The sequence below is a fragment of the Clostridiales bacterium genome, assembly GCA_014799665.1.
Classification (GTDB): Bacteria; Bacillota; Clostridia; order Christensenellales; family Pumilibacteraceae; genus Anaerocaecibacter.
The window spans coordinates 308,482-331,155 of sequence record JAAVHP010000004.1 but is presented as its reverse complement, the minus strand read 5'-3'; the positions used below and the strand labels follow the sequence as shown (position 1 = coordinate 331,155).

The 22,674-nt window shown below is 52.0% G+C and carries 20 protein-coding genes; 1 reads left to right on the top strand and 19 read right to left on the bottom strand.

Going from position 1 to position 22,674, the window contains the following annotated elements; all coding sequences use genetic code 11:
* Nucleotides 1-157 precede the first annotated feature (157 nt).
* The 14 genes from HDT28_02120 to HDT28_02055 form a co-directional block, all read right to left on the bottom strand.
* Complete coding sequence (locus HDT28_02120) at nt 158-784, bottom strand: hypothetical protein (protein ID MBD5131380.1); 627 nt, start codon at nt 782-784, stop codon at nt 158-160.
* A gap of 104 nt (nt 785-888) precedes the next feature.
* On the bottom strand, nt 889-1,758 hold the full coding sequence (locus HDT28_02115; GenBank protein MBD5131379.1) for a hypothetical protein: 870 nt from the start codon (nt 1,756-1,758) through the stop codon (nt 889-891).
* Nucleotides 1,758-2,771, bottom strand: coding sequence for a tryptophan--tRNA ligase (gene trpS / locus HDT28_02110; GenBank protein ID MBD5131378.1), 1,014 nt, complete (start codon nt 2,769-2,771; stop codon nt 1,758-1,760). Before trpS ends, HDT28_02115 begins: the two co-directional genes overlap by 1 nt.
* Nucleotides 2,772-2,790: 19 nt before the next feature.
* Entirely contained in the window at nt 2,791-4,248 is a 1,458-nt protein-coding gene (locus tag HDT28_02105) for a threonine synthase (GenBank protein MBD5131377.1), read from the bottom strand.
* A complete protein-coding gene (locus HDT28_02100; GenBank protein ID MBD5131376.1) occupies nt 4,241-4,642 on the bottom strand; it encodes a hypothetical protein in 402 nt (133 codons plus the stop codon). Before HDT28_02100 ends, HDT28_02105 begins: the two co-directional genes overlap by 8 nt.
* 69 nt (nt 4,643-4,711) lie before the next feature.
* Nucleotides 4,712-5,908 carry a pyridoxal phosphate-dependent aminotransferase gene (locus HDT28_02095; protein MBD5131375.1) on the bottom strand — a complete coding sequence of 399 codons (1,197 nt, stop codon included), beginning with the start codon at nt 5,906-5,908 and terminating at the stop codon, nt 4,712-4,714.
* Nucleotides 5,909-6,034: 126 nt separating this feature from the next.
* Nucleotides 6,035-7,144, bottom strand: a complete 1,110-nt coding sequence (locus HDT28_02090) for an ATP-binding protein (GenBank protein ID MBD5131374.1) — start codon at nt 7,142-7,144, stop codon at nt 6,035-6,037.
* Between the two features lie 3 nt (nt 7,145-7,147).
* Nucleotides 7,148-7,750 (bottom strand): hypothetical protein, encoded by a 603-nt coding sequence (locus HDT28_02085; protein MBD5131373.1) that lies wholly within the window; start codon nt 7,748-7,750, stop codon nt 7,148-7,150.
* A gap of 15 nt (nt 7,751-7,765) precedes the next feature.
* Nucleotides 7,766-8,089: a hypothetical protein gene (locus HDT28_02080; GenBank protein ID MBD5131372.1), complete on the bottom strand. Its 324-nt coding sequence runs from the start codon at nt 8,087-8,089 to the stop codon at nt 7,766-7,768.
* A 17-nt stretch (nt 8,090-8,106) separates the two neighbouring features.
* Nucleotides 8,107-8,940, bottom strand: a complete 834-nt coding sequence (locus tag HDT28_02075; protein ID MBD5131371.1) for an SPFH domain-containing protein — start codon at nt 8,938-8,940, stop codon at nt 8,107-8,109.
* A 22-nt stretch (nt 8,941-8,962) separates the two neighbouring features.
* A complete protein-coding gene (locus HDT28_02070; protein ID MBD5131370.1) occupies nt 8,963-11,410 on the bottom strand; it encodes a toll/interleukin-1 receptor domain-containing protein in 2,448 nt (815 codons plus the stop codon).
* 262 nt (nt 11,411-11,672) lie between these two features.
* On the bottom strand, nt 11,673-13,514 hold the full coding sequence (locus tag HDT28_02065; protein ID MBD5131369.1) for an NAD(+) synthase: 1,842 nt from the start codon (nt 13,512-13,514) through the stop codon (nt 11,673-11,675).
* 147 nt (nt 13,515-13,661) lie between these two features.
* Nucleotides 13,662-15,488, bottom strand: coding sequence for a DNA polymerase III subunit gamma/tau (gene dnaX / locus HDT28_02060; protein ID MBD5131368.1), 1,827 nt, complete (start codon nt 15,486-15,488; stop codon nt 13,662-13,664).
* A 150-nt stretch (nt 15,489-15,638) separates the two neighbouring features.
* Nucleotides 15,639-16,619 carry an arsenic efflux protein gene (locus HDT28_02055; protein ID MBD5131367.1) on the bottom strand — a complete coding sequence of 327 codons (981 nt, stop codon included), beginning with the start codon at nt 16,617-16,619 and terminating at the stop codon, nt 15,639-15,641.
* Between the two features lie 188 nt (nt 16,620-16,807).
* Between HDT28_02055 and HDT28_02050 the strand changes: the two genes are divergently transcribed.
* Nucleotides 16,808-17,410 (top strand): hypothetical protein, encoded by a 603-nt coding sequence (locus HDT28_02050; GenBank protein ID MBD5131366.1) that lies wholly within the window; start codon nt 16,808-16,810, stop codon nt 17,408-17,410.
* Between the two features lie 9 nt (nt 17,411-17,419).
* On the opposite strand, the gene HDT28_02045 is transcribed toward HDT28_02050, so the two are convergent.
* The 5 genes from HDT28_02045 to HDT28_02025 all read right to left on the bottom strand — a co-directional run bounded on the left by HDT28_02045 (nt 17,420) and on the right by HDT28_02025 (nt 22,649).
* On the bottom strand, nt 17,420-18,355 hold the full coding sequence (locus tag HDT28_02045; protein ID MBD5131365.1) for a hypothetical protein: 936 nt from the start codon (nt 18,353-18,355) through the stop codon (nt 17,420-17,422).
* 54 nt (nt 18,356-18,409) lie between these two features.
* On the bottom strand, nt 18,410-19,036 hold the full coding sequence (locus HDT28_02040) for a hypothetical protein (protein MBD5131364.1): 627 nt from the start codon (nt 19,034-19,036) through the stop codon (nt 18,410-18,412).
* 289 nt (nt 19,037-19,325) lie between these two features.
* The gene (locus HDT28_02035; protein MBD5131363.1) at nt 19,326-19,865 is read right to left on the bottom strand and encodes a rubrerythrin family protein; all 540 of its coding nucleotides are present in this window, start codon (nt 19,863-19,865) and stop codon (nt 19,326-19,328) included.
* Between the two features lie 217 nt (nt 19,866-20,082).
* Nucleotides 20,083-21,033 carry an ROK family glucokinase gene (locus HDT28_02030; protein ID MBD5131362.1) on the bottom strand — a complete coding sequence of 317 codons (951 nt, stop codon included), beginning with the start codon at nt 21,031-21,033 and terminating at the stop codon, nt 20,083-20,085.
* Between the two features lie 44 nt (nt 21,034-21,077).
* Nucleotides 21,078-22,649, bottom strand: a complete 1,572-nt coding sequence (locus HDT28_02025; GenBank protein ID MBD5131361.1) for a hypothetical protein — start codon at nt 22,647-22,649, stop codon at nt 21,078-21,080.
* Nucleotides 22,650-22,674 lie beyond the last annotated feature (25 nt).

Sequence of the window (22,674 nt, the reverse complement as noted above, 5' to 3'; positions counted from 1 at the left end):
CTCGAATTAATTGACAAACAAAACTTACTCTCGGCGGCTCAATCGCGCGTCAGGCGGGCAACAGGCGACAAGCCGCCGACGGGAGTGTAGACCCACCTACATGACCAAGGCGGTTTGCCGCACGTAGTCCGCATCACGCGATGAGTGTGCCGCCGAGTTAGCAACACCGCATTGCGTTACAAAGACAGTCGGTAAGGCAGTACGCGCAGCAACACGACGACAAGCAGTTGGACATATCCTGCTGCTGTTGGGTCGGTTGCCCGCCGTCGTTATACGGCTGCCCGTTATAGCCGCCCGCGTTGGCGTTCGTGTTGTTTACGGGCGGGGGCGTGCCGTTCATGGACAGATTGAGCTTGTCGAGACTCTCGCGGTACTTGCGGTTTTCGGGTTCGTCGCGGATCGCCATTTCGAGCTGGGTCTTGGCTTCGGTCAGCCACTCGCGCTTATAGAAAACGATAGCCTGCATATAGTGCCATTCGCCTTTCCTGTCCTGAATACTATCGAGGATATCCTGCGCCTCATTGTACTTGCCGTCGCGGATAAGCATATCGATCTTGCTGTAATCGCCGTCGAACGACGAAGTCTTGCTGTCGCGCTCGATATTCGCGTTGATAACGACCCAAGCTTCTTCGAGTTCTTGAAGCTTGCGCGCGCCCTCGTTGCCTTCCTCGCCCGACTTGAAGCGTTGCTCGCTGTACTTGGCGTGAAGCTCGTCGTATTTTGCTTTTAAGGTTTTGGGGTCGGTGTTCCTGTCCAAACCCAATACCGCATAGGGGTCTTTCATTATAACTCCTTATAGGATAAATTTTATTAGTGCCCTCATCCCCCGCTTACGCGGTCCCCCTTCCCCATTTGGGGAAGGTTTGAATTAAGGTATTTTTAATAGGATTATATTCTCGGGTTTTTAAGCTTTTTGGTCGAGCCGAGAAGTTCGTTTGTCTTGCCACGCATCCCCTTGGTAACAACGTTGTCGAGGAGCGTATAGCTTTGCGTGAGCCGAAGCCCTCGAAAACAGCTTTCGGCGCGCGAGCATACGGTGAAAAGACAAAACTCTAATTCGGCTTTATGCTGTTCGATGAATTTTGCTCTGCCGTCGAAGCCGCCGAACGCCGCAAGAAAGGGGTTGTACCGCTTTTTCTTGAAGTCGTCCTGAATATCGTCGAGCGCGTCGACGAGGTAGACGAACTTACCTATATTATAGCACAATCCTTTGAGATTGTCATCGGTTTGAGCGCCTAAAATAACAACGGGCAGGTCGCGCATGAGCGACGCAAAGGGATCTGCGGCGCGGTCGAGGCTCTGCACCCCTGTCTTTTCGACTTTTTGCTGTTCGGCGTCGAACGCTTTTATGCGCTCCCACACCTCGGGGCAAGCCGCTTTCGCTTTTCTGAACGGGCGTTTGAGCGCCTTTCGAAGTATTCGGTACTTTGCGCCGTCGCCGTCCTTTACGCCGTCGTCCGCCTTTTGGTAGCACAGCATGATATTGGTTGCGGCGAGCTTAGATAGCAATGCGTTATGCTGTAATATCGCTTTCTTGTGGGGGTTGAGCACGCACGGGCGTTCCTCTATCACTACGTCGGCTTGTGCATAATCATGCATGAGCGCCGACAGAAACGCGAAGTCGTAGTTAGTGGTGAACCGCGGAAGCTGACCGTATGCCCTGCCCGTTTCGCAGCACATACCGCAATAGAACGATCGGTACAGCACGAAGTCGCTCGCGCGCAAAGTATTCTTATCGGGAACGATATAGCCGTACATTAAATTCTTACGAACCCTATCTTTTTATATACTTTTTCGAGCGTTCTGTGCGCAATGCGTGCCGCCTGCTCCGCGCCCGACTTCATGATGTCGGCGAGCGCCTTATCGTCGCGGCGAAGCTCGTCGTACTTTTCGCGAATGGGGCGAAGCTTTTCTACCGCCGCCTCGCCTACGCGCAGCTTGAAGTTGGCGTAGTCGCTGTTCTCGAACTCCTTTTGCGCCTGCGCGACCGTCATATTATTAAGCGACGCGTAAATGGTCAACAGGTTGGTTATGCCCGGCTTGTCGGGCGAAGCGTACACCTTTGCGTCGCAATCGGTCACCGCGCGCTTGAACTTACGCATGATGTCCTCGGGATTGTCGAGCACGAACACAGAGCCGTCGCCCGCGCCCTCGCTCTTGCCCATTTTCGCCGTGGGGTCGGCAAGCGAGTATATGCGCGCGCCTTCCTTGGGAGTCTTGCCCTCGGGAACGACGAAGGTCGGGCTGTAACGGTTATTGAAGCGATTGGCGATCGTGCGGCACAGCTCTACGTGCTGCATTTGGTCGTCGCCGACGGGGACTATATCCGCTTGGTACAGGAGTATGTCCGCCGCCATGAGTACGGGATAATCGAAAAGTCCCACATTGATATTGTCGGGGGCTTTCTTGCTCTTGTCCTTGAACTGGGTCATGCGGCTCGCTTCGCCGTACATGGTGTAGTTATTGAGAAGCCAGCCGAGCTCGGCGTGCGCCGTAACGTGCGACTGCAAGAACAGTATATTCTTTTGCGGGTCGACGCCCATTGCGATAAGAAGCGCGAACAGGCGTTTGGTGTTTTCGCGCAGCTCTTTGGGCTCAATAGCGACCGTTATAGCGTGCAAGTCCGCAACGGCGAACAAGCAGTCGTACTCGTCGCTCATTCTGCCCCAGTACTGCATTGCGCCCAGGTAGTTGCCGAGCGTGGGGTTGCCCGTAGGCTTGATCGCCGAGAACACGCGTTTTTTATTTTGTTGTTGCTCTTGATTATCCATAATAAACTATTAGCTATCTTTAATTATTAATTTTTAATTGTAAATATTCGATTATCTTATCGGGCTCGATCACTTCCGTAAACCTTACGGGAGCGGTGAACGCATCTGCAAGCGACTGCGGAATATCCATTGCCGATAATTCTTCGAGCTGTTTGAACGTATCGAGCGTGGGCTTTTCTTCCGCTCTTTCGCCGAGCGCGCGGAGCACTGCGGGAGCGGTTTTATACGGGTTTACCGTAGCCGCGATCACCGTCGGGCGAACATATTCACGCTTTGTCGCAACCACACAGCCTATTGCCGTGTACGTGTCGACAACGTAGCCGTACTCGTCGAACGTATCGAAAATCGCGTCGTCCGTTTCATCGTCGTCGGCGAAGTCGCAAGCGAATATGGCGTGAATTTTATCGATCTCGTCCTGCGTGATCGAGTATCTGCCGCTCGCTTCGAGTGACGCCATGCGCTCTTTTATAAGCCCGTCGTCGCCGCAGAGATCGAACAGCAGCCGCTCTATGTCGCTCGCAATAAGCACGTCGAGTGCGGGACTGTCCGTCTTGAATAATTGACGGTTGATATCGTACTCGCCCGTATCCATAAACTCGCAGAGAACTTTGTTCTCGTTCGTGGCGCACACCAAGCGGTTTATCGGCACGCCCATCTTTTTGGCGTAGTATCCGGCAAGAGCATTGCCGAAATTACCGGTGGGCACGACGAAGTCTATCTCGTCGCCGACGTTTATTTCGCCGCTGTCGACAAGATCTGCGTACGCCGAAAAATAGTATGCGATTTGCGGCACGACCGAACCGAAGTTGATCGAGTCGACGGGAGTTACCTTAATATTATCGGCGGCGAGCTTAGTTCTTAAACTTTCGTCGCTTATCGCCGCGCGTACCGCGGCTTTCATTTTGTCAAGATCGGCGTTTACGCCCACAGCGCACACGTTGTCGCCCGACTGCGTTTGAAGTTCGAACCTTTGCATTTCGCTGACGCCGTCCGCAGAATAGAACGCGCAAGCTTGCGCGCCATCCGTATCCTTAAAGCTTTCGAGCGCGGCTTTACACGTATCGCCGTCCGCCGCAACAAGCGCGAGCGTTTTACTGTCCTCGCCCTTAGCCTTTTTTGCGCGGGCGATCAATAGCGGGAGCGCGCACAGCGAAATATCCTTGCTCGCGTGCGACTTGCCATGCCACAGTTCGAGCATGAACATATTGTCGTCCAGCTTGACTACGGGCGCGGGATCGTCCTCGAAGTCTTTATACGCCGCAGCGGAAACGCCCGACGTATCGAACTCGAAGAACGCCGACAACAGCTTATCGCAGCGCTTGACAAAATCAAGCCCGCAGAAGTCCTTTACTTCGAGCTTGGGCAGACTCACGGGAACAAACAGTCCGCCGTCCGCCGATATGCCGTCGAGTATCGCCGTCGCACCGTCTACGCACACACTCTTGTCGCGCGTGGACGTGTACTTAATATCAGTCATTTACCTGATTGTACTTGTTCATGTAATTGGGCAGCTTGTCAGACGAAACGGTGACCATGAAGTCGGTGTCCGTGAGCTTTTCCATGGTGTCGAAAATGGGTTTGAGCGCTTCGGGCTCAACCGCCAAAAGTCTGCTCAATCCGTCAATGAACACGTACTGAATATCGAAGTTGGTAGCAGCCATGCCTTTAAGGAAGCCGCTGAGCTCGTATGTATTGCGTACGCCGTATTCGGCAACGTTGATAAACTTTACGTTGGGCGCAATGCCGAGCGAGCTGTTGTTATCGGTGATAAAAATGATCTGACCGCTCGCCTTTTCGACGACCGCGTTCGCCGCGTCGGTGATACGCTTGGTTTTGCCACTGCCTTTTACGCCGTAGATAACGGAAATCATAGTTAGTTACTCCTTGCTATAAGTATTTATTGTATAACGGTTAGACCGTTGATTACCGAAGTTTAATTATTAAATAAGCTGCGATACGAAACTCGTTATCGCGTCCAGTCCGCGCTCTATGTCTTTTTCGGACGCGGCGTAGGAAAGCCGTATATACTCGGGTGCGCCGAAGCCCTCGCAAGGAATGACCGCGACCTGCACCTGCTCCAAAAGTATGGACGCAAAGTCGTACGCCGAGCGGATACGCTGCCCCTCTATGCTCTTGCCGATATATTTCTTTATCGATGCCATAACGTAGAACGCGCCCTTCGGCTCGATATAATCCAAACCGATGCGTTTGAGCCTGAGCATCATGAGCGCGCGGCGCGCGTCGAACGTGGCGCGCATATCTTCCAGGAACGCGTCGCCGTGATACTTGTCGGCAAGCGCGACCTGCGAAGCGTACTGTGCGATCGTGTTCGGGTTGGACGTGCTGTGGCTCTGCATACTCGTCATGGCGGAAGCGATCTGCTCGTTAGCCGCGGCATAGCCTATGCGCCAGCCCGTCATGGAATAGGTCTTGGACATACCGTTAATGACGATAGTGCGTTCTTTTAATATGTCGGAGTACGTAGCGATCGAGTGGTGACGGCGCTCGTAAGTGAGCTTTTCGTAGATCTCGTCTGACACAACAAAAATCTCGTGCTTCTCTATCGCCGCGCCGAGCGCGTTGAGCTCGCTGCGCGTGTACACCGCACCCGTCGGGTTGTTGGGGTTGTTAAGAATGAACGCCTTGGTCTTGTCGGTGATCGCCGCTTCGAGCTCGGCGGCGGTTATCTTAAAGCTGTTCTCCGCCTTGGTCTCGACAAACACGGGAACGCCGCCCGCCATTTTTACGAGCTCGGGATAGCTCAGCCAGTACGGCGAAGGAATGATGACCTCGTCGCCGGGATTGAGTATCGCCATGAACGCGTTAAAAAGCGAATGCTTAGCGCCGTTACTTACGACAATATTACTTAGCGCGTAATCAAGCGCGTTGTCGTTCTTTAACTTATTGCAGATCGCGGCGCGAAGCTCGACAGTACCCGCCGCGGGCGTGTATTTTGTCATGCCCTTTTTAAGCGCTTCCTCACCTGCCGCGATAATGTAATCGGGAGTATTGAAGTCGGGCTCGCCCGCCGCGAACGACACGACGCGCATTCCGTCCGCTTTCATCTTTTTTGCGCGCGCCGTTATTTCGAGAGTAAGCGACGGCGAAATCAATTTAGCACGATTGGCTATTTCCACGAATGTTTCTCCTTAGGAGTTTGATTGAATATATTATACACTACGCAAGAGCAAAATGCAAGCGATAAAGAAAATTCGTAATTCGCAATTTTTAATTAAACTCAACCGCGAATTACGAACTTTTGATCACTCTCTCTCCCACTTCTCGAACTTTCTTACCGTTGCCGCGTCGACGGACGGTCTTACGTGATTAAGTGCGTCGAGCATATCCTGCATTGTCAGCGAGCTTATCCCGCCGCCCGCGAGCGAACGCCTAAGCGGAAAATCGGTAGCCCTGTCTATAAGCTCGGTCATGTCCGCGCCCGAGAACCCGTCGGTGCGCGCCACAAGCCCGTCTATATCTATACTGCCGTCGGTGCGGAGCTTATTCAGCTTGGAAGAAAGCATTGCGCGCCGCGCCACAGGCTCGGGCAGAGGTATGTACACCTTTTGGCTAAACCGCCCGGGGCGCATAGCCGCGTCGTCGACCGCCCAAGGATTGTTGGTCGCGCCGAGGATCATCAGCCCCGAGCCCTTGCTCGAAAATCCGTCTATCTGTTGAAGAAGCTCGTTGACGCGCCTATCGTTATGCACGTCCGTGCCGCGCTTAAAGAACAGCGAGTCGAGCTCGTCGAAGAATATTATCGCGCGGTCTTGCTTTCGCGCAGTTTCGAATAGCGCGGCGATATTCTTTTCTGACTCACCCACCCACTTGCTTACTATATCAGAGCACTTGACAGCGTAGAACGCCGCGCCGGCCTCATGCGCCGCCGCCTTGGCGAGCATGGTCTTGCCCGTTCCCGGCGGGCCGTACAAAAGCACGCCGCCGCCCGACTTTTTACCGAGCGCCGCGTACACGTCGCCGTGTTCGAGCGGATAGATCATTTTTATGCGTATAGCTTCCTTAGCGGCTTCGAGCCCCTTTACGTCCTCGAACGTAACGTCGGGTATGCCCGCCGCCTCGAACTTAGCGCCTTCGTCGTCGTCCGCCCCGTTAGCTCCGCCGCCCACGGGCCGCGAAGGCGCAGCCTTTCTCGGCGCGGACTGTGGAAGGGAGTCGGCGATAGCTATTATGCGCTTGGCGCGCTCGATACGCGCGGCTTTAAGATTTTCGCCCGACTGCTTGGCAAGCTCGGTCATAATGCCCGCCGCGCGGTAGTATTCGCTCTTGGCTTTGTTATACTGCCCCGCGCTCTGCGCCGACTGCGCCGACGAGTACAGCATATCGAACTGCCGCAAAAGAGTATCTTCGGTCATGGCTTAGCCCTCAATAGGGTCGGTACGTTTAGCGCTATCCGCCGCAAAGTCCGAATCGAACGTGCTTTCGCTGTCGAGCTGTTCCTGCATTTCGAACATGGCGAGAAGCTCGTCATCCGAGCTCGAAGTCGCATAGATAGGGCTTTGATCGTTGTCCGCGGCTTGCTCGTACGCGCCGAAAAGCTCGTCCGCGCTCGTAAGCGCATCCTCGGCGGCGGTGCGGTTTTGCACCGAGCTTTGAAGGAACGCGGCGAGCGCTTTCTGGTCGCTCAAAAGCTTGTTAAGCGGAAGCTTGGTCGTGTTCTCGATAAACTGATTATCGTCGATAGCCGCTTTAAGCTTTTCGAGAAGCTTGACGTTATAAATGAGAAACGCCGCGCGCTTGGTGTCGCGCTTGATCTCTTCTTGAAGCGTGTTGATCTTTTTGGCGCACAAAAGCTTGATGTCGCGGTTCTTTTCCTTGCGCCCGCGCTCCATGAGCTTTTCGACCTCGGCGGACTTTGCGAGTATGCCGTTTTCGAGGTCTTCCTGCTGCTTCGTTTGCTCTATGATCGCGTTGACTACGTCCTCGCGTTTGAGCTTTTTAAACTTATTTCTACCGAACATGATAGCTCCTTATTGTTAATACGCGTTTCTTTCCGTGATCGCAATATTGAGGTCTTTTATAATGTCCTCGGCTTGCAACAGTCCGCGGTCGTTGCTCTTGCTGAGCGCGATTTTGAGATCGCCAGCGAGCGCGTTGATTTTCTTATCGACCTGCGTCGCGCCCGCCTTGGCGGTGGGGGTCATGAACTTGACCGCGTTATACGCGCGCTCTACGCTATCTTGAAGCTCGCCCGTAGCAAGCTCCTTACAAACGGCAAGCAGCCGCGCGTTGTTTTCAACGAGTTCGCGGCTTTCCTGCAACAACTTCTTTTTATCGGGTTTGGAAAAACAAAAGCCCATAGCTTTACTCCTTTATCCTATTTTACCTTTTTGCCGCATTGCGAGCAAAACTTAGCGTTAGCATCCAGCTTCGCGCCGCACTCGCAAACGCGCTCGACGAGCGACGCGCCGCACTCGGCGCAGAATTTGGCGGTAAGACTGACCGCGCTCCCGCACGACGGGCAAACCTTTTGCGCGTGTTTGAGCTCGTCGCGCTTGCGCTCGATTGCCATGATATCGGCGTCCGAAATGATTGCGCTCGCCACCGTGAACGAGCAAAGTTCGAGTCCGTACTCGCTCGCAAAGATCTCGGCAAGCTTAGCTTTGAGCTTTTCGGATATTACCACCTTCTTCTCGGTGAACTCGGTGTAGCTTATATTAGCCGTGCGCATGACCTCGGCTACTATCGGCTCGACTATACTCATGAGCCTTGATAGCAAACGCTTTTTAAGCTTATCCACGCTGTACTCGGTGTCCGCGCCGACAAGCTCCAAGTAGAACTGCTTGGGCGTTTTGACTCTGAATTCGAGCTCGCCGTTTATGCCGATCGAAACCGGTACGCCCGTTTGCGGATCGCGCGTCTTAATAGGCGTAGCCGTGCCCCAGAGCATGGGAAGCTTCGCCGTCTTGCTTATGAACACGAACTCGACCGTCGCAACGTCGCTGTCCTTCTTTTGCCTGAACACGCCGTTCTCGGTATCGAAGATATTATGCCGCCCCGCGCCGAGCGCCTCCGACACGACGCCGTCCTTTATCAAAAGCACGGTATGCGTTTCGGGCACTACCACCTGCGCTTTCGCGTGAAGTCCGTCCGCGCACTCGCGCACGAACAGCTCGGCATTATTGCCTGTGAACTTGACTAATTCCGCCATAGTTTACACCTCTCAAAAATCGTTAAGATTGTCGTTTGTATTTTTTTATGCTAAGCGAAGAAATAATAATCGAAGCAAAGGTCACTGCTATTATCGCGGAGAACTGATTGACCATCATATCCCCGAGCACTCGCACGCACCCGACGATTACCAGTACGACTAAGCTTATGCCCAAATTGATACCTGCAAGCATTGCACCGCTCTTATTGATAGGCAGTTTTTTATCGAGCCGTATGGCGTCGCTCACGATACGAAGCACCGCACTTATTATCAGCATCGCGCCGCACTCGTCTTCCTCTATCGCTATATAGGCGATCAGTGCGAACACCATGAACAAATACGACAAAAACGCAAACGCCGTTGCAATCGTATTCTTTTTACTCGATTTGTGCTCAACCTTTTCCTGCTTGACCTTGTCGTGCGCCGCGGCGACCTCGTCTATCTTGTTCTTTACCGTATTCTTCGCCGAGCGGTTTTTTTCAAGCCGCTTTAACAGCACGTCGTATTCGTCTTTTTGCTCGTCGGTCGCGCACGCATACGCGAGCATGAAATACTCGTTGGTCGAAATGTCTATCGTCGAAAGCTTAATGCTCGTTTCGGTCATGTTCAGGGCTTTGAGCATTTTGCGGAAGTACAGCATTGACGAATATTGATTGTACACGTCGATTGGAAGAATATTCTTGTTATCGACGAGATAGTCGCTTAGCTTGCTGTCGTTCTCGCTCTTTTTGCTGCGCTCGCGCAGGAACATTTGCGCGTTGCGCGACACCGTTTCGCGCGCCTTGTCGTACTCTCGCGACTGCGCAGGCGAAGCGTATTTTACCGCTTTTTTATACTCGGTCTCGCGTGTGATATCCTCAACGCACACTAGCGGGGTCTGCTCGTACTTAGCCCAAAGGCTCAACCAATAGAAACGGCTCGCCACGTCGGGGAACTTGCCGAAGATAACGGAGTTCTCGTCGGAGAATACTTCCGCGCACTCGTCGAGCCAAGTGCTCACCCCCGCCCAATCCTCGTCGTTATAGCAGTGCTCGGCTTGGTCGAGCTTTTCCACGACGGACTTGACAGTGCGGGTTTGGTAATCGGTGACCGCCTGAGTGAGCCTGCGCTCGACGCTCGGCTCATCGTCGGAAAACCGCATTGCGTTCTTATAGTACCTGTGCGACATGAAGTCCGAGCCGGAAGCTATAAGCTGTTCGTCGCTCGTCACGCGGTAGTCGCAAAGCATGAGTAGCCACCACGCCTGCGCGCATTCGGGATCTATATCCAGCACCTCGTCGCAAATGTCCTGCGTGCGGTCGAAATTCTGTGACTGCAATTCTATCTCGGCGCGGCGAAGCTTGGAGCGGAGCGAAACGGCGGACGGCGCACCCGTAGCGCCCGCACCGCCCGTCACTATGCGTTCCAAGCGGTCGAGCCGTTCCTGTTCTTTCTTGCGGCGGTTCTCGGCGTCTATGCGCTCGCGCTCGCGCATGGCGAGCCGCTTTTCTTCGAGCTCGGCTTTTTCGCGCTCGTCTCTGGCGAGTATGCCGCGAATGTCTATAACGAGCTGTTCAAGATGCGCATACGGATCGTCGCTCCCGTCCAGCCACTGAACGTCGCGGAGCGCGCGTTCGAACGCGCCGTCGTACGGCGTGTCGTCTATGCGGAAGCTGTACAGCGCCTTGTTGGCAAGCACCGCCGCTTTAAGCTCCGTTTCGCAGTCCTCCGAATATATAGACTTGAACGAAGAAACGAGCAAGAATACGCGGCAGTTCTCCACACCCTTTAAAATGTCGCGCTCGTAGTTTTGCGAGCCGGCGAGGATATTGCGCGGCGCGATCCAGCACCTAAGCCCGCGTTCTTCGAGCCGACTGCATATAGCGTCGGCTATGTCCTGATCGGGCTCGGCGGTGCGGTGGCAAATAAACACGTCGCGATCGGTGACTTTGGCGTACCGAAGTTTTTGAATATGTAATTTGATATTGCGATCGAGTATGGGATTGAACTTTTCGTAAGTGTCGGGATATGCGCGCTTGATAAACGCTTTTACGTCGTCGAGGTATTTCGGTTCGACGGTGGCGACGACCGAGCCCGCCACCTCTTTGCGCTCGTCGGGCGTAACGCCGCTAAGCGAGGCGTTTTTCAAAAAGTCGACGAACGCCGCGTCGCTCGACGAGTACCTATCGGCAAGCGCCGAGTAGTACAGCGCGCAAAAGTCGTCGGGAAGCACCGAAAGAATTTTCTGTGCGAAAAGCTTAACGCCGCTGTAATCGCGCGCCTTGTTGCTATCCTGTTGGAGTTTGAGCTGTTTTGCGAGGTACTCGCGCCAGGCGCGAACGTCCTGCGTGTGGTCGAGAACGACGCGCGAAAACGCCTCGGCTTTCTTTACGCTAAACGTACTGCCGCAGGCTTCGCACTTGCAAAACTCGCCCGTGCCATCGGGTATGATCGCGGTACTACCGCAGTTTGTGCAACGAACTTGATCCAAACGAACTAAACCCACTATTTTTCTACATTATATATTATAACGGACGATTATTAATATTAAATATGATAATTATTAGAATTTGATTAAAAACTTACTTCTTTTCAAAGAAGTAAGCAAGAAACTTTCAGTGTCGGGTATGTGCTCGGGTGGTTTATTCACCGCTACACCCGAGTAAATTCTTAACATTTTTAATTACTTTACGCCATTCTCTCCCGCCTTAACAAAGAAGCAAGAAAACTTTAAGTTTTTCTCTATTTTCTAATCATTCTAAGTCTGAGGGCAATCTGAAATCGCTCCGCGGCGACAGCGACACCGACCCGATCTTGACACCGTCGGGCAGACATGACCGCTTGAACTGGCTCCTGAAAAACCTGGTATAGAACGTGTTGATAGCCTTAGCCTTTTCTTCCGGCTTCTCGTCAGGATAAGCGCAGTCCATAAGGAAAGCAATCTTATCGCGCGAGAACCCGTACCTAAGATAGTAATATATCACGAAATCAAGCAACTCGTACTTACCGAGTATGTCCTCCGTCTTTTGCGCGATCTTTCCGTTTTCGGGCGGCAGAAGCTCGGGCGAGATTTCCGTTTTCAAAATACCCTCTACGGCGGTTTTCAGACTGCCGCCTACCCGCTCGCCTTCCGCTTTGACCAAGCACTTGACGAGCGTTTTGGGCACGCCCGCGTTCACGCCGTACGCCGACATATGATCGCCGTTGTAGGTCGCCCAACCGAGCGCAAGCTCGCTGAGATCGCCCGTGCCGACCACGAGTCCGTTCGTCTTATTTGCAAGATCGAATAAAGTCATAGTGCGCGTGCGCGCCTGCGCATTTTCGTACGTTACGTCGGTCTTATTGTGCGCCAAGTCTTTTAAGTGCGCAGTGACAGTGTTTTTTATATCTATCGTTTTGAGCTCCACGCCGAGCGCATTGCACAGCGCGTGCGCATTATTAAGCGTTTTATCGGTTGTGCCGAAGCACGGCATGGTGACGGCGACTATATTCTTAGCCTCGGTCGCACGCGCACAAACAAGCAACGCCAAGGTCGAATCGAGCCCGCCCGAAACGCCCAAAACGAGCGTTTTGGATTTGGTGCTTTCCATGCGCTTTTTGAGCGCTTGGGTTTGCATATTCAGTATGAGCTCGGAACGCGCCTTCCTGTCCTGCTCGCTCGGTACGAACGGTTCTTTTCCCACTGTGCGAAGCAATGCGTTTTTGTCTTTACGCCCCGTCGTATCTTCGAGCTCGAACTCGACGAACTCGTACTTACGCGACGGCTGTTTAACACCTATTTTGCGTCGTTCCGCGTCGAGCCGCTCGAAGTCGATATCCACCACCGTAACCTCACACTCGAACGGTGCGCTTTCTTTTAAAATACTGCCGTTTTCGGCAATGATATTGTGCGCCGAGAAAACGACGTCGGTCGAGCTTTCGCCGTAGCCCGCATCGGCATAGATATAAGCGCAGTGGAGCTTACCCGATACTCCTCTAACGAGCAATCTGCGGTACTCGGCTTTTCCGACCACCTCGTCGGAAGCCGAAAGATTGGCAATAACGGTCGCGCCCGCACGGCACATATCAACGCTCGGCGAAACGTCCGCCCACATATCCTCGCATATTTCCGCGCCGACGATAAGCTCTGAGTTCTTGCACTTGAACAAAACGTCGCCCATGGGAGCATTGAGACTCGAACACGTAACAACGCCACCCGCATTGGGAGTAAAATACCGCTTTTCATAGAACTCGCCGTAGTCGGGAAGCTCGGTTTTGGGAATCACGCCCAGCACCTTGCCGTTACTCAATGCGATCGCGCAGTTGTAAAGCCTGCCGTTTTCGACAATGGGCGCGCCGACGAACACGAGCATATTCTTAGGCGTTTGCGCCGCAATCGCCTTGACCGCTTCTACCGCTTCGGACAGCAGGTCACGCGTGAAGAACATATCCATTGCGGTATAGCCGGTAACGCACAGCTCGGGGAAAACGACTATCTCACTGCCGTCGCTTTTCGCTTCGGCTATGAGCTTGATTATTTCGCCCGCGTTGTACTTGGGATTGCCTACCTTTATTCGAGGCGTGATTGCCTCGCAACGAACAAAACCGTATTTCATTGTTTACTCCGTTTATTTTTTAGGGTTCAGGGCTCAGGGCTCAGGGTTCGCCCCCTTCGGGGTGTTGTATTAATTCGACCTTAATCAAACCTTCCCCATTTGGGGAAGGTGGCACGGCGCAAGCCGTGACGGATGAGGGCATTATTCCTAATTTTCAAAAACTCCGTCACGCCCGAACAATTCCCTCGCCCTTGCCAAATCTTCCTCGTGAAGATCGTCCGCGGTGCGTTCTATGCGCGCGCGCTTTTTTATGCCCAAGGAGCTTATCACTTCGTTCAATAGCCCGATAGCCTGTTCGTTTTCGAGAAGCAGGAAAGTCTCATCGGGCGTGACGAACCCTATACACTCCTCGCGTTCCTTTACCGTCACCCCACGCGCAAGCAATTGCCGCATACGGATACTTGCCGTATCGCCGCGCTTGCGTAATGCCGTCGCGAGCTTACCGAGAAGTTCGAGCCCCGTCGGCACGATCGCGCTCAAATGTCTAAACTCGCCCTCATCGGCGGGACGTATATTGAGCTTAGCGCTCGGGCGTCCGTTCCCCGGCGCGCGCTGCGGAGGCGGCGCGTAATCGGGTTCGGGCGGCGCGTAGTCGATAGGCGCGTAATCGTCGGGCGGTGGCGGAGGGATATAATCGTAGTCGTCGACAACAGGTGCGACAGGTTTCTTTTCTGCCTTACGTTCGACCTCTTTTGGCGGTTGCGGCGCGGGTGCTTCTTCCGCTTGTTTTTTGACAGCAGTAACCGCCGCGACGGGCTCTTCCTTCGCGGGCGGGGGCGTTTCGGGTTGTTTTTGTGTTACGGTTTGATTATTTTTTTTTTGCTCCGAAGGATTGCCTACGGAGTTATTTTCGAGAGCGGATATGCGCTTTAAAATATCGGCGTCGCGTTTTGCGCCGCATATAAGCGTTACGAGCGACGTTTCAAGGAACACGCGGGGATTGACCGAGTATTTAAGCCCGTTCTCTGCCGCGCCCAGCTCGGTGAGCATACGCGAAATATCGTTCATTTCAAACTTGTCGGCGCAGTCGCAAATTTTATCGAGCGATGCCTTGGATGCGTTGATTATCCCGCCCGCCGCGCTCGCGCGCCCGACCGATTTGGCAACGAGTACGTTGCGCGTAAAATCGATAAGCTGACGGCACACCGCGGGCATCGACTTGCCGTGAGATGCGAACTTATCGAGCTCGGTGAGCGTGCCTTTAAGATCGCCCGCCGCCACGCGCTCGAACAGATCGGCGATCGCCGCGCTCTCGCCCGCGCCCGTGAGCTTCATGACGACGTCCGTCGTAATGACCTCGGCTGCGGAAGAAAGCGTATCGGCAACCGACAGCGCGTCACGCACACTGCCCTCGCCCAGCCGCGCAATTTCCTCGACGGCGTCCTCGGTGTATTTAATACCCTCTTGATCGTAAACCCTGGCTATATGCTTGGCGAGAATATCGGTAGGCACAAGCCTAAAATCGAAACGTATGCACCGCGACAGAATGGTCTGCGGAAGCTTTTGCGGCTCGGTGGTCGCAAGAATAAATATAACGTGTTCGGGCGGTTCTTCTATCGTTTTGAGAAGCGCGTTGAACGCTCCGCCCGTAAGCATATGGACCTCGTCAATAATATATACTTTGTACTTGCACCCGACGGGAAGATACTTGACTTTTTCGCGAATGTCGCGCGCGTCGTCCACACCGTTATTGGACGCCGCGTCCATCTCGACTATATCCACGTTGTCGGCGGCGAGTTTTTTGCATACCTCGCACTCGCCGCACGGACTGCCGTTCACGGGATGAAGGCAATTGACCGCCCTTGCGAATATGCGCGCGCACGAGGTTTTTCCCACGCCGCGACTGCCCGTGAAAAGGTATGCGTGACCTATCCTGCCGAGCTTTATCTGATTGGTCAAAGTCGTTATTATCGGGTCTTGTCCGATAACGTCCTCGAACCTCTGCGATCTGTATTTCCTGTACAAAGTAGCCATGACATTAGTATAATACAGCCACGGCGGTTTGTCAAGTTAATTGGGAATTATGAACAAATAGAGTTCGCTATTCGGTATAATGCATCGGACTTGTTGAAACTGATAAACAAAAAGAATTCGTAACGCCTCTCACCCGTTACGAACTCTCGTTTATACAATAACGTTAACTACCATTCCCAAGCCGACCGACAGCACGTACATGAGCGCTATAACGAGTATGGTATTCTTGATAGGTCGATTTTGCTTAACCAGCACGGCGTAGCCTATGCCCGCGCTAACGCACAAGCCCGCGACCGCGCCGCCGAGGTTGAGCCCGCCCACTACGTACAGCTCGGTTATTACAACCGAAGCGGCGCAGTTAGGTATCAACCCCACTAGCCCCGAGAGGATCGGCTGAAGATATCCCGTAGAGCCTATGAACTGCGCAAGTCTGTCCTCGCCCACATAGTAGACGGTAATGCCGAACAGGATGTTTACTATAAATATGTATAGGATAACGGTTGCGGTGTGCAACAGTGGATGCTTTAAATAGAGCTTCCACACCCGCGCGAATTTTTGTTTTCTGGTAGCCGTTTCATCAAGCTTGGTTTCTTCCTCATCCAAGCTGTGATGATGACAGCCGTGTATATGGACCTCGCCCTCGTTCTCGTCGCTATGCTCATGCTCGTGCTCGTGGTCGTGGTCGTGGCTATGTTCTGCGTTTGCTTCTTCCGTTATCGGTTGGGTCGATTTACGCTTGGATACGAGCTTTTCTATAAGGAACGTGGAATACCCGACTATGAGCGCGAAGCATACCTTTATAACGATTACAGGCCAAACTTTTTTCAGCCCGTCGTAGCTCGACAGCATTATGGGAAGCGCTTCGTCGCTCGTGGCGATATACACCGCAAGAAGCGTGCCGAGCGCGATCCTGCGCTTACTGTATAGCTCGGTCGCGACGACGGAGAACCCGCACTGCGGAAGTATGCCCACGCCCGAACCGATGAGCGGCGCGAGCCCGCCCTTTAACGCCTTGTTCGCCTTAAGGCCCTTGGAGCGGTACTCGACGAGCTCGATTATAAAGTTCATGATGAGCAGGAACGGCAGGACCCAAAGCGTGTCGATAAAAGCGTCGAGGAATACTTCACCCATTGTTCACCTCGCACGCCGCGCTCGATATGTAATTTCCTTTGCCGTTTACCATGCCGATATTATACCGCGCGAGTATTCCGTTTGTCAACGCAATGATTAAATAAATTTCTATTCGACAAAACAACTTACTTCTTTTTAAAATTCACCTATTAATTGACAAATCAAATTTTTTGGGGTAAACTAAAACCATGATAAGAATTACTGATGAAGAAAGCTTAATAGCCGCGGTCAACGAGTACGGAATGCTGTATTTCTGGGACGAGAACGGACTGTCCGCGTCATCGCTGAGCGACGTTAATTTCATGAAGCTTTGGTACTTGCGCGAGCGTGCCGTCAATTCGCATAAGATAGTATACGGCAAGTACGTGAACAAGAAAGCTACGTTCGTGTCGCTCGAAGTTTTCCCCTACCTCGCCGCGCTCCGCCGCGACGGATACGACTTCGATTCACTCACCGACGAGGGCAGAGCCCCCCGCCGCGAAATCGAGGTCATGAACGCGATAGAGATAGAAACGCCGTCCTACGAGCTCGGTAAGCGACTCGAAATGAAAGGCTACGACGGCGTGGTCGCGTCGCTGCAAAACAAGACCTATCTTTGCACGACCTTTAAAAAGAGCGCTATGGGCTCGGCAATGCTCTCCCGCCCCGAGGATATTTTCGGGTACGATTTCGTTCGCTCGGCGTATAGCCTTTCGCCGCAGGAGAATATCGAAAAGCTCGAAAGCCTCGTCAAAGGCTTGCAGCACTTCGACGAGAAAACACGCAATAAATTATTGTCGATAGCTATTTAATATAAAAGTTCAGCCGACAATATCGTTTAATATTTTACCGAGCAATATATTTGCTTCCGCTGTTTTTCTCAGCGTGTCCATAGCGGCGTTACCGCTTTCCGTAACCTTAGCAAAAGTCAATGCGTCGTGACTTATCACGGCGTTTTCTCTTGCCGCCGAATAAACGGAGGTTAATTTCAATTCGTTATTTACGGTAAAAATATACTTGCAAAAATGCAAGTGATGCAATAACGGGTACTTTTGAACTCTGCCGTGCTTTCCCGAAATTTGAACAAAGCCGCGTTCGCCTAGCGACAAAGCGCAGCCGCCGTCGGGCAAATATTCTATGCTCGGCGATAATATCGGCTCCATCTCCCTATTAGAATTGTCGACGTACTTCCCCATATCCAAAACTGATTGCGGGAACATATTCAAATACGTGTAATACAGTTTTCTTTCATTGCGAATAGTCTTTATTTTGTTGCCCTTAATCACGTACAGCGAATCTTTATACAAGACCCGAATACGCTTTTTACAAACCTCGATCGAATAAGGATTGCCCTCGCCGTCGTACGCTATAAACAGATCGTCGCATGATTTTACGAAATTAAATTCCATCACGTGACAAATCAAAAAAATACACCAAATCACCCCGAGCCCGAAGGTCGTGATCGGGATAGCTATAAGCCCCATGCGGTTCTCGGGTTCTGCCGCGATCATGGCATAAATGCTTATGACAACCATCAACGGGAAAATAATCGAAAAGATACGCAAGCCGTCAAAATACCCGCTTTGCGAGTGGCGAATATTCTTATCTAATGCGGACTTGATACTGCCGTCGCTCACGTCGAACGGCGTATATCTTCGCCGCCTGACGAAATGCTTGGCTTCCTTATCCGCCCCGATTATTTCCGCGATATTATCGAATTCTTCGCTCTTTTGTATTTGAAAATACGGACAGCCCATGTTTAGATTATACTACAAACCCAAGCTATTTTCAAGCATAGATCCTATCATAAATTATACCAAGCTACCCGAAATAAATTGTTTAGCCCACTCAACGGGATTTTCTCTGTAAAAGCCGCAATGCCCGTATCCTTTCATGGTATGGATATGATATTTCTTTATGCGCGTTCTGCAAAGCCGAGCCTCATCCTTGTTGCCGTAAACAAACGTAATCTTTTTAAACTCGCTTGTCGGTAATTTATAAACTTTATTATTGTAGCATCCATCAATAAGATTTTTCAAACTTTCAAACGATACCGTAGGCGCAATGTCCTTTTGATGCTTACCCATACCGTTAAAGCATTTATCCAATTCTTTTGAAATATCGCAGTTGCCCTCTTTGATTTTTTTCAGGCACTTTTCATATTTTTTATGGAAATATTTCTTAATGAAATTTGGGAAATTGAATAGCGGCGCACTGTCTATAATTGCTTTTTCAATCATTTGGGAGTTATTGCAGAAAAACTCATAAGCAATGTTTCCGCCCAAAGAAAATCCTGCAACAGCATAAATAGCCGTAACATGATTTTCCGTCAAAAATTCTTTAATTTGTCTAATCTCGTCCGCCGTCGATACAAAGGTAGAGTTTTCATAATGCCCGGATAAAGTAGGTACAATAACGAAATAGTCTTTCGCAAGCAACTGCGAAATAGGCGCGAAAAATTCCTCGCTCGTAAACAAGGTATGAATAAGTAAAACCGCATTATTGTTTCTATCGCCAAAAGTATTAAATCGCATTTTATATTACCCCGTTCTTGTTCATTCTTTTGTATTATAACGAATTATCGACGACAAGTCAATCTCAACAATATCAAACAATACAAAGACGTAGGCAAAATACTTTCTATTAAACAAAACGCCGTATCAAACCTTTAACTTGATACGGCTGTTTTGATTAATTCCCAATTTCTGACTTGCAATTCCTAATTGATCAATAGTTTTCCGCTTTCATGGCGAAGAACGATTTGGGATGAGCGCAGACGGGGCAAACGTCGGGCGCGGCGTCGCCGACGTAAATATGTCCGCAGTTCAGGCACACCCAAACGACCTGAACGCCCTTTTGGAAAACCTCGTTCTTTTCGATATTGGCGGCAAGCTTAACGTACCGCTCCTCGTGCGTTTTCTCGATAGCCGCGACCTTGCGGAAAAGCTCGGCGATTTGCGGGAAGCCCTCTTTGTCGGCATCCTCGGCAAAGGTCTTGTACATATCCGTCCACTCGAAATGCTCACCGTCGGCGGCGTCTTTGAGATTTGTAAGCGTGTCCGCAATGCCCTCGTGCAAAAGCTTGAACCAGATCTTGGCGTGCTCTTTCTCGTTGGCGGCGGTCTCGGCGAATATGCTTGCTATCTGCTCGTAGCCGTCCTTTTTAGCCTTGCTCGCGTAGTAGTCGTACTTGTTCCGCGCCATGCTCTCGCCCGAGAACGCGGTCATGAGGTTTTCTTCCGTCTTAGTGCCTTTGAGGTTTTTCATAGTTACTCCTATTAGCTATTTGATACTTATAAAATATTAGCATATATCTGTTTGCGAATTTTGCCTGATATTTGCTTATATTGCAAAATCATGTCAGTCGAGGCGCAAACAAAGAAAAACTGGAAAGAAAATACTCGGGTGTAATTAACAATAAACAACCCGAGTAAACACACGACAATAAAGTTTTCTTGCCTACTTCTTTTTCAAAAGAAGTAGGCTATTTTAAGTCCGAAAAAATAAGTCCGGCAGCGCCGATTATACCCGCGTCGTTACCGAGCTGCGCCGCGAGAATATCGAACCTCGGCGTATTCGCGAACCCGTAGTTACGGTCCTTGCAGTAATCTTTGAGCTTGTAGATAAGATAATCGCCCTGCGCGCACACGCCGCCACCAAGAATGATCGCCTGCGGTCTGAAAATATTAGCGAAGTTAAGCATACCCTCGCCGAGATACTTAACGAAATAATCAACGACCGCGTTCGCCGACTTATCGCCCGTCTTACTGCACTCGAACGCCGTGCGCCCGTCGACCTTTTCTATATCCCCGCCGACGAACTGCCACATCGACGAATTCTTATCGGCGAGCATAGCCTTTTTGGTCTCGCGAATAAGCGCCGTCGCCGAGCAGTACGCTTCCATGCATCCCCTGCGCCCGCACGTACATTGTTCGCCGTCGACAACGAGCACCATGTGCCCGAGCTCCGCGCCCTTGCTCTCGTTGCCCTCGTACAGCTTGCCGTTAAGCACCACGCCGCCACCCACGCCCGTGCCGAGCGTTATAAAAATAGTATCGGTATACGTTCTGCCCACGCCGTACATGGTCTCGCCGAGCGCGGCAACGTTCGCGTCGTTGCTCACCTTAATACGCTTGTTTATCCTGCGCGCAAGCTCCTCGGCAAGCGCGACCTTGTGCCATTTGAGATTGAACGCACGATCGACCACGCCCGTCGCTGAATTGATCGCACCGGGGCAGCCGATCCCGATCCCTACGAAATCGCGATCTTTGGGATCGATAAGCGACAGAATAAGATCGGCAATATCATTGATTATCTTGTGCGGTCCGCCCTCGACGTCGGTCACGACCTTGCCCTTTTTAACGATATTCCCGTCACGGTCGACCACGCCGACCTTGATCGACATGCCGCCGATATCCACACCTACGCAATACATGGAAAACCTCCTCGCAAGTAATAAAGAACCGAAAAGACGGTTCTTTACTCAATGATTATAGTATTAATAGATTTTTCAAGCTTATCCTTAGCGTTTCTGTCACGCTCTTTCAGATACTCGCCGAACATATTGACCGCGTTCCGCCGATCGAGAATTACGTACCGCCGCGTAAGCGGAAGCTTCTTTTCGGGCGAAGTAACGCTATTGCTCTTAGTCTGCGCAGGTCTCCTAGGCGCAGTCGACGGTTTTCTCGGCGGTCTGGTAGAAGCGGGCTTCTTCGTCGCAGCGTCGCTCTTTTTCGCCGCGGTCGACGGGCGCGTTTGCGGCCGCCTTGCCGCAGGATCGGGACGGCGCGCAGGCTCGGTCCGCTCGGAAGCGTCGGGCGCAGTGCGCACTACCGTACGAATATTGGGAATGTAAATATCCCTATCCGGCTCGACCTCACCGGGCGCGGACGGCTTGACCTGCTCCGTGGCTTGAGACTGTTCGTCCTGCGTTTGCTCGAACGCCTGATCTTGTTCTTCGATAACAGCAGACGCGCCGATAGTGGCTTTATCCAACTCATCAATATCAATATCGTCGTCCGCGTTCGCTAAATCTTCGTCGGATATATCGTCAAACGTGTCAACAGGCAACGGGTCTTGTCCGTCCAAGTCCACACTCTCGTATTCCTCGTCATCCGGCAGATCGTCGAACGAATCGTCGGCTTCTTCGAATTCATCTACGCCGTCGTCGACTTCCTCTACCTCGTCGCTCTCGGGCTCTACGCTGAACGCAGTATCCTCGTCGCTTGCATTGATTGCGGTATCGTCGTCAAATTCGTCCGCTTCGGTTTCGGGCGCTTGCTCGGCTTCGCTCTCGTCGCTGTCGAAATTGTCGTCGAAACTATCGAACGAATCGTCCTCGGCGGTATCTTTAATTCCAACGAACTCGGTCGGCTTTTGCTCTTGCTTTTCGTCAGCGGTGCGCCAATCGAAGTCCGCGCCCTCGTCCGTTTTCTCGGGCTCGGCGGTCTCGGGTTTTTCCTCGGCTTCCGCTTTTTCGGTAGCCGCCTGCTTTTCCGCAACCGCGGAAGTCTTTTTCACCGCGCTCTCGCCGATCTTGCGAATGCGTTCGAGCTCGGCTTCGCGTTTAAGCTGCTCGGGCGTTTTCTTTTGCGCCGCCGCCTTAGCCTGTTTTTCTTTCTTCTCTTTCTTTTCCTTCTTGTTAGCAACGAGACAGTCGACTATGAGCGCCGCAAGCGAGCAAAGGAACAGCGCAATAGTAACGTTCGAGCCGATAGTCGTCGCAAGGAAAACGAACAGCTTGGGTATGGGAAGCTCGTGGTATTTTCCATTGAATACAAGCGCCGCGCGCACGTCGTCGCCCATAGGCTCATAATTAAACACAGCGATACGAAGGGTATCGCCCGTTACCATGGACAATACGGAACACGTAAACATTACCGCCGTAGCAACAACCACGATAGCGGTGATAATACGGAATATAACGTCGAACGCATTGCACTTGCGCTTGCCTATCGCCGCGATAATAATAATCGACGCGAGAAAAAGCAACACAAGCGCGCCCATTGACGAAACGACCGCTATATTGAAGACGTTAAACCAAAAGTCCATGTTTCAATTATACAACCCACCGAGA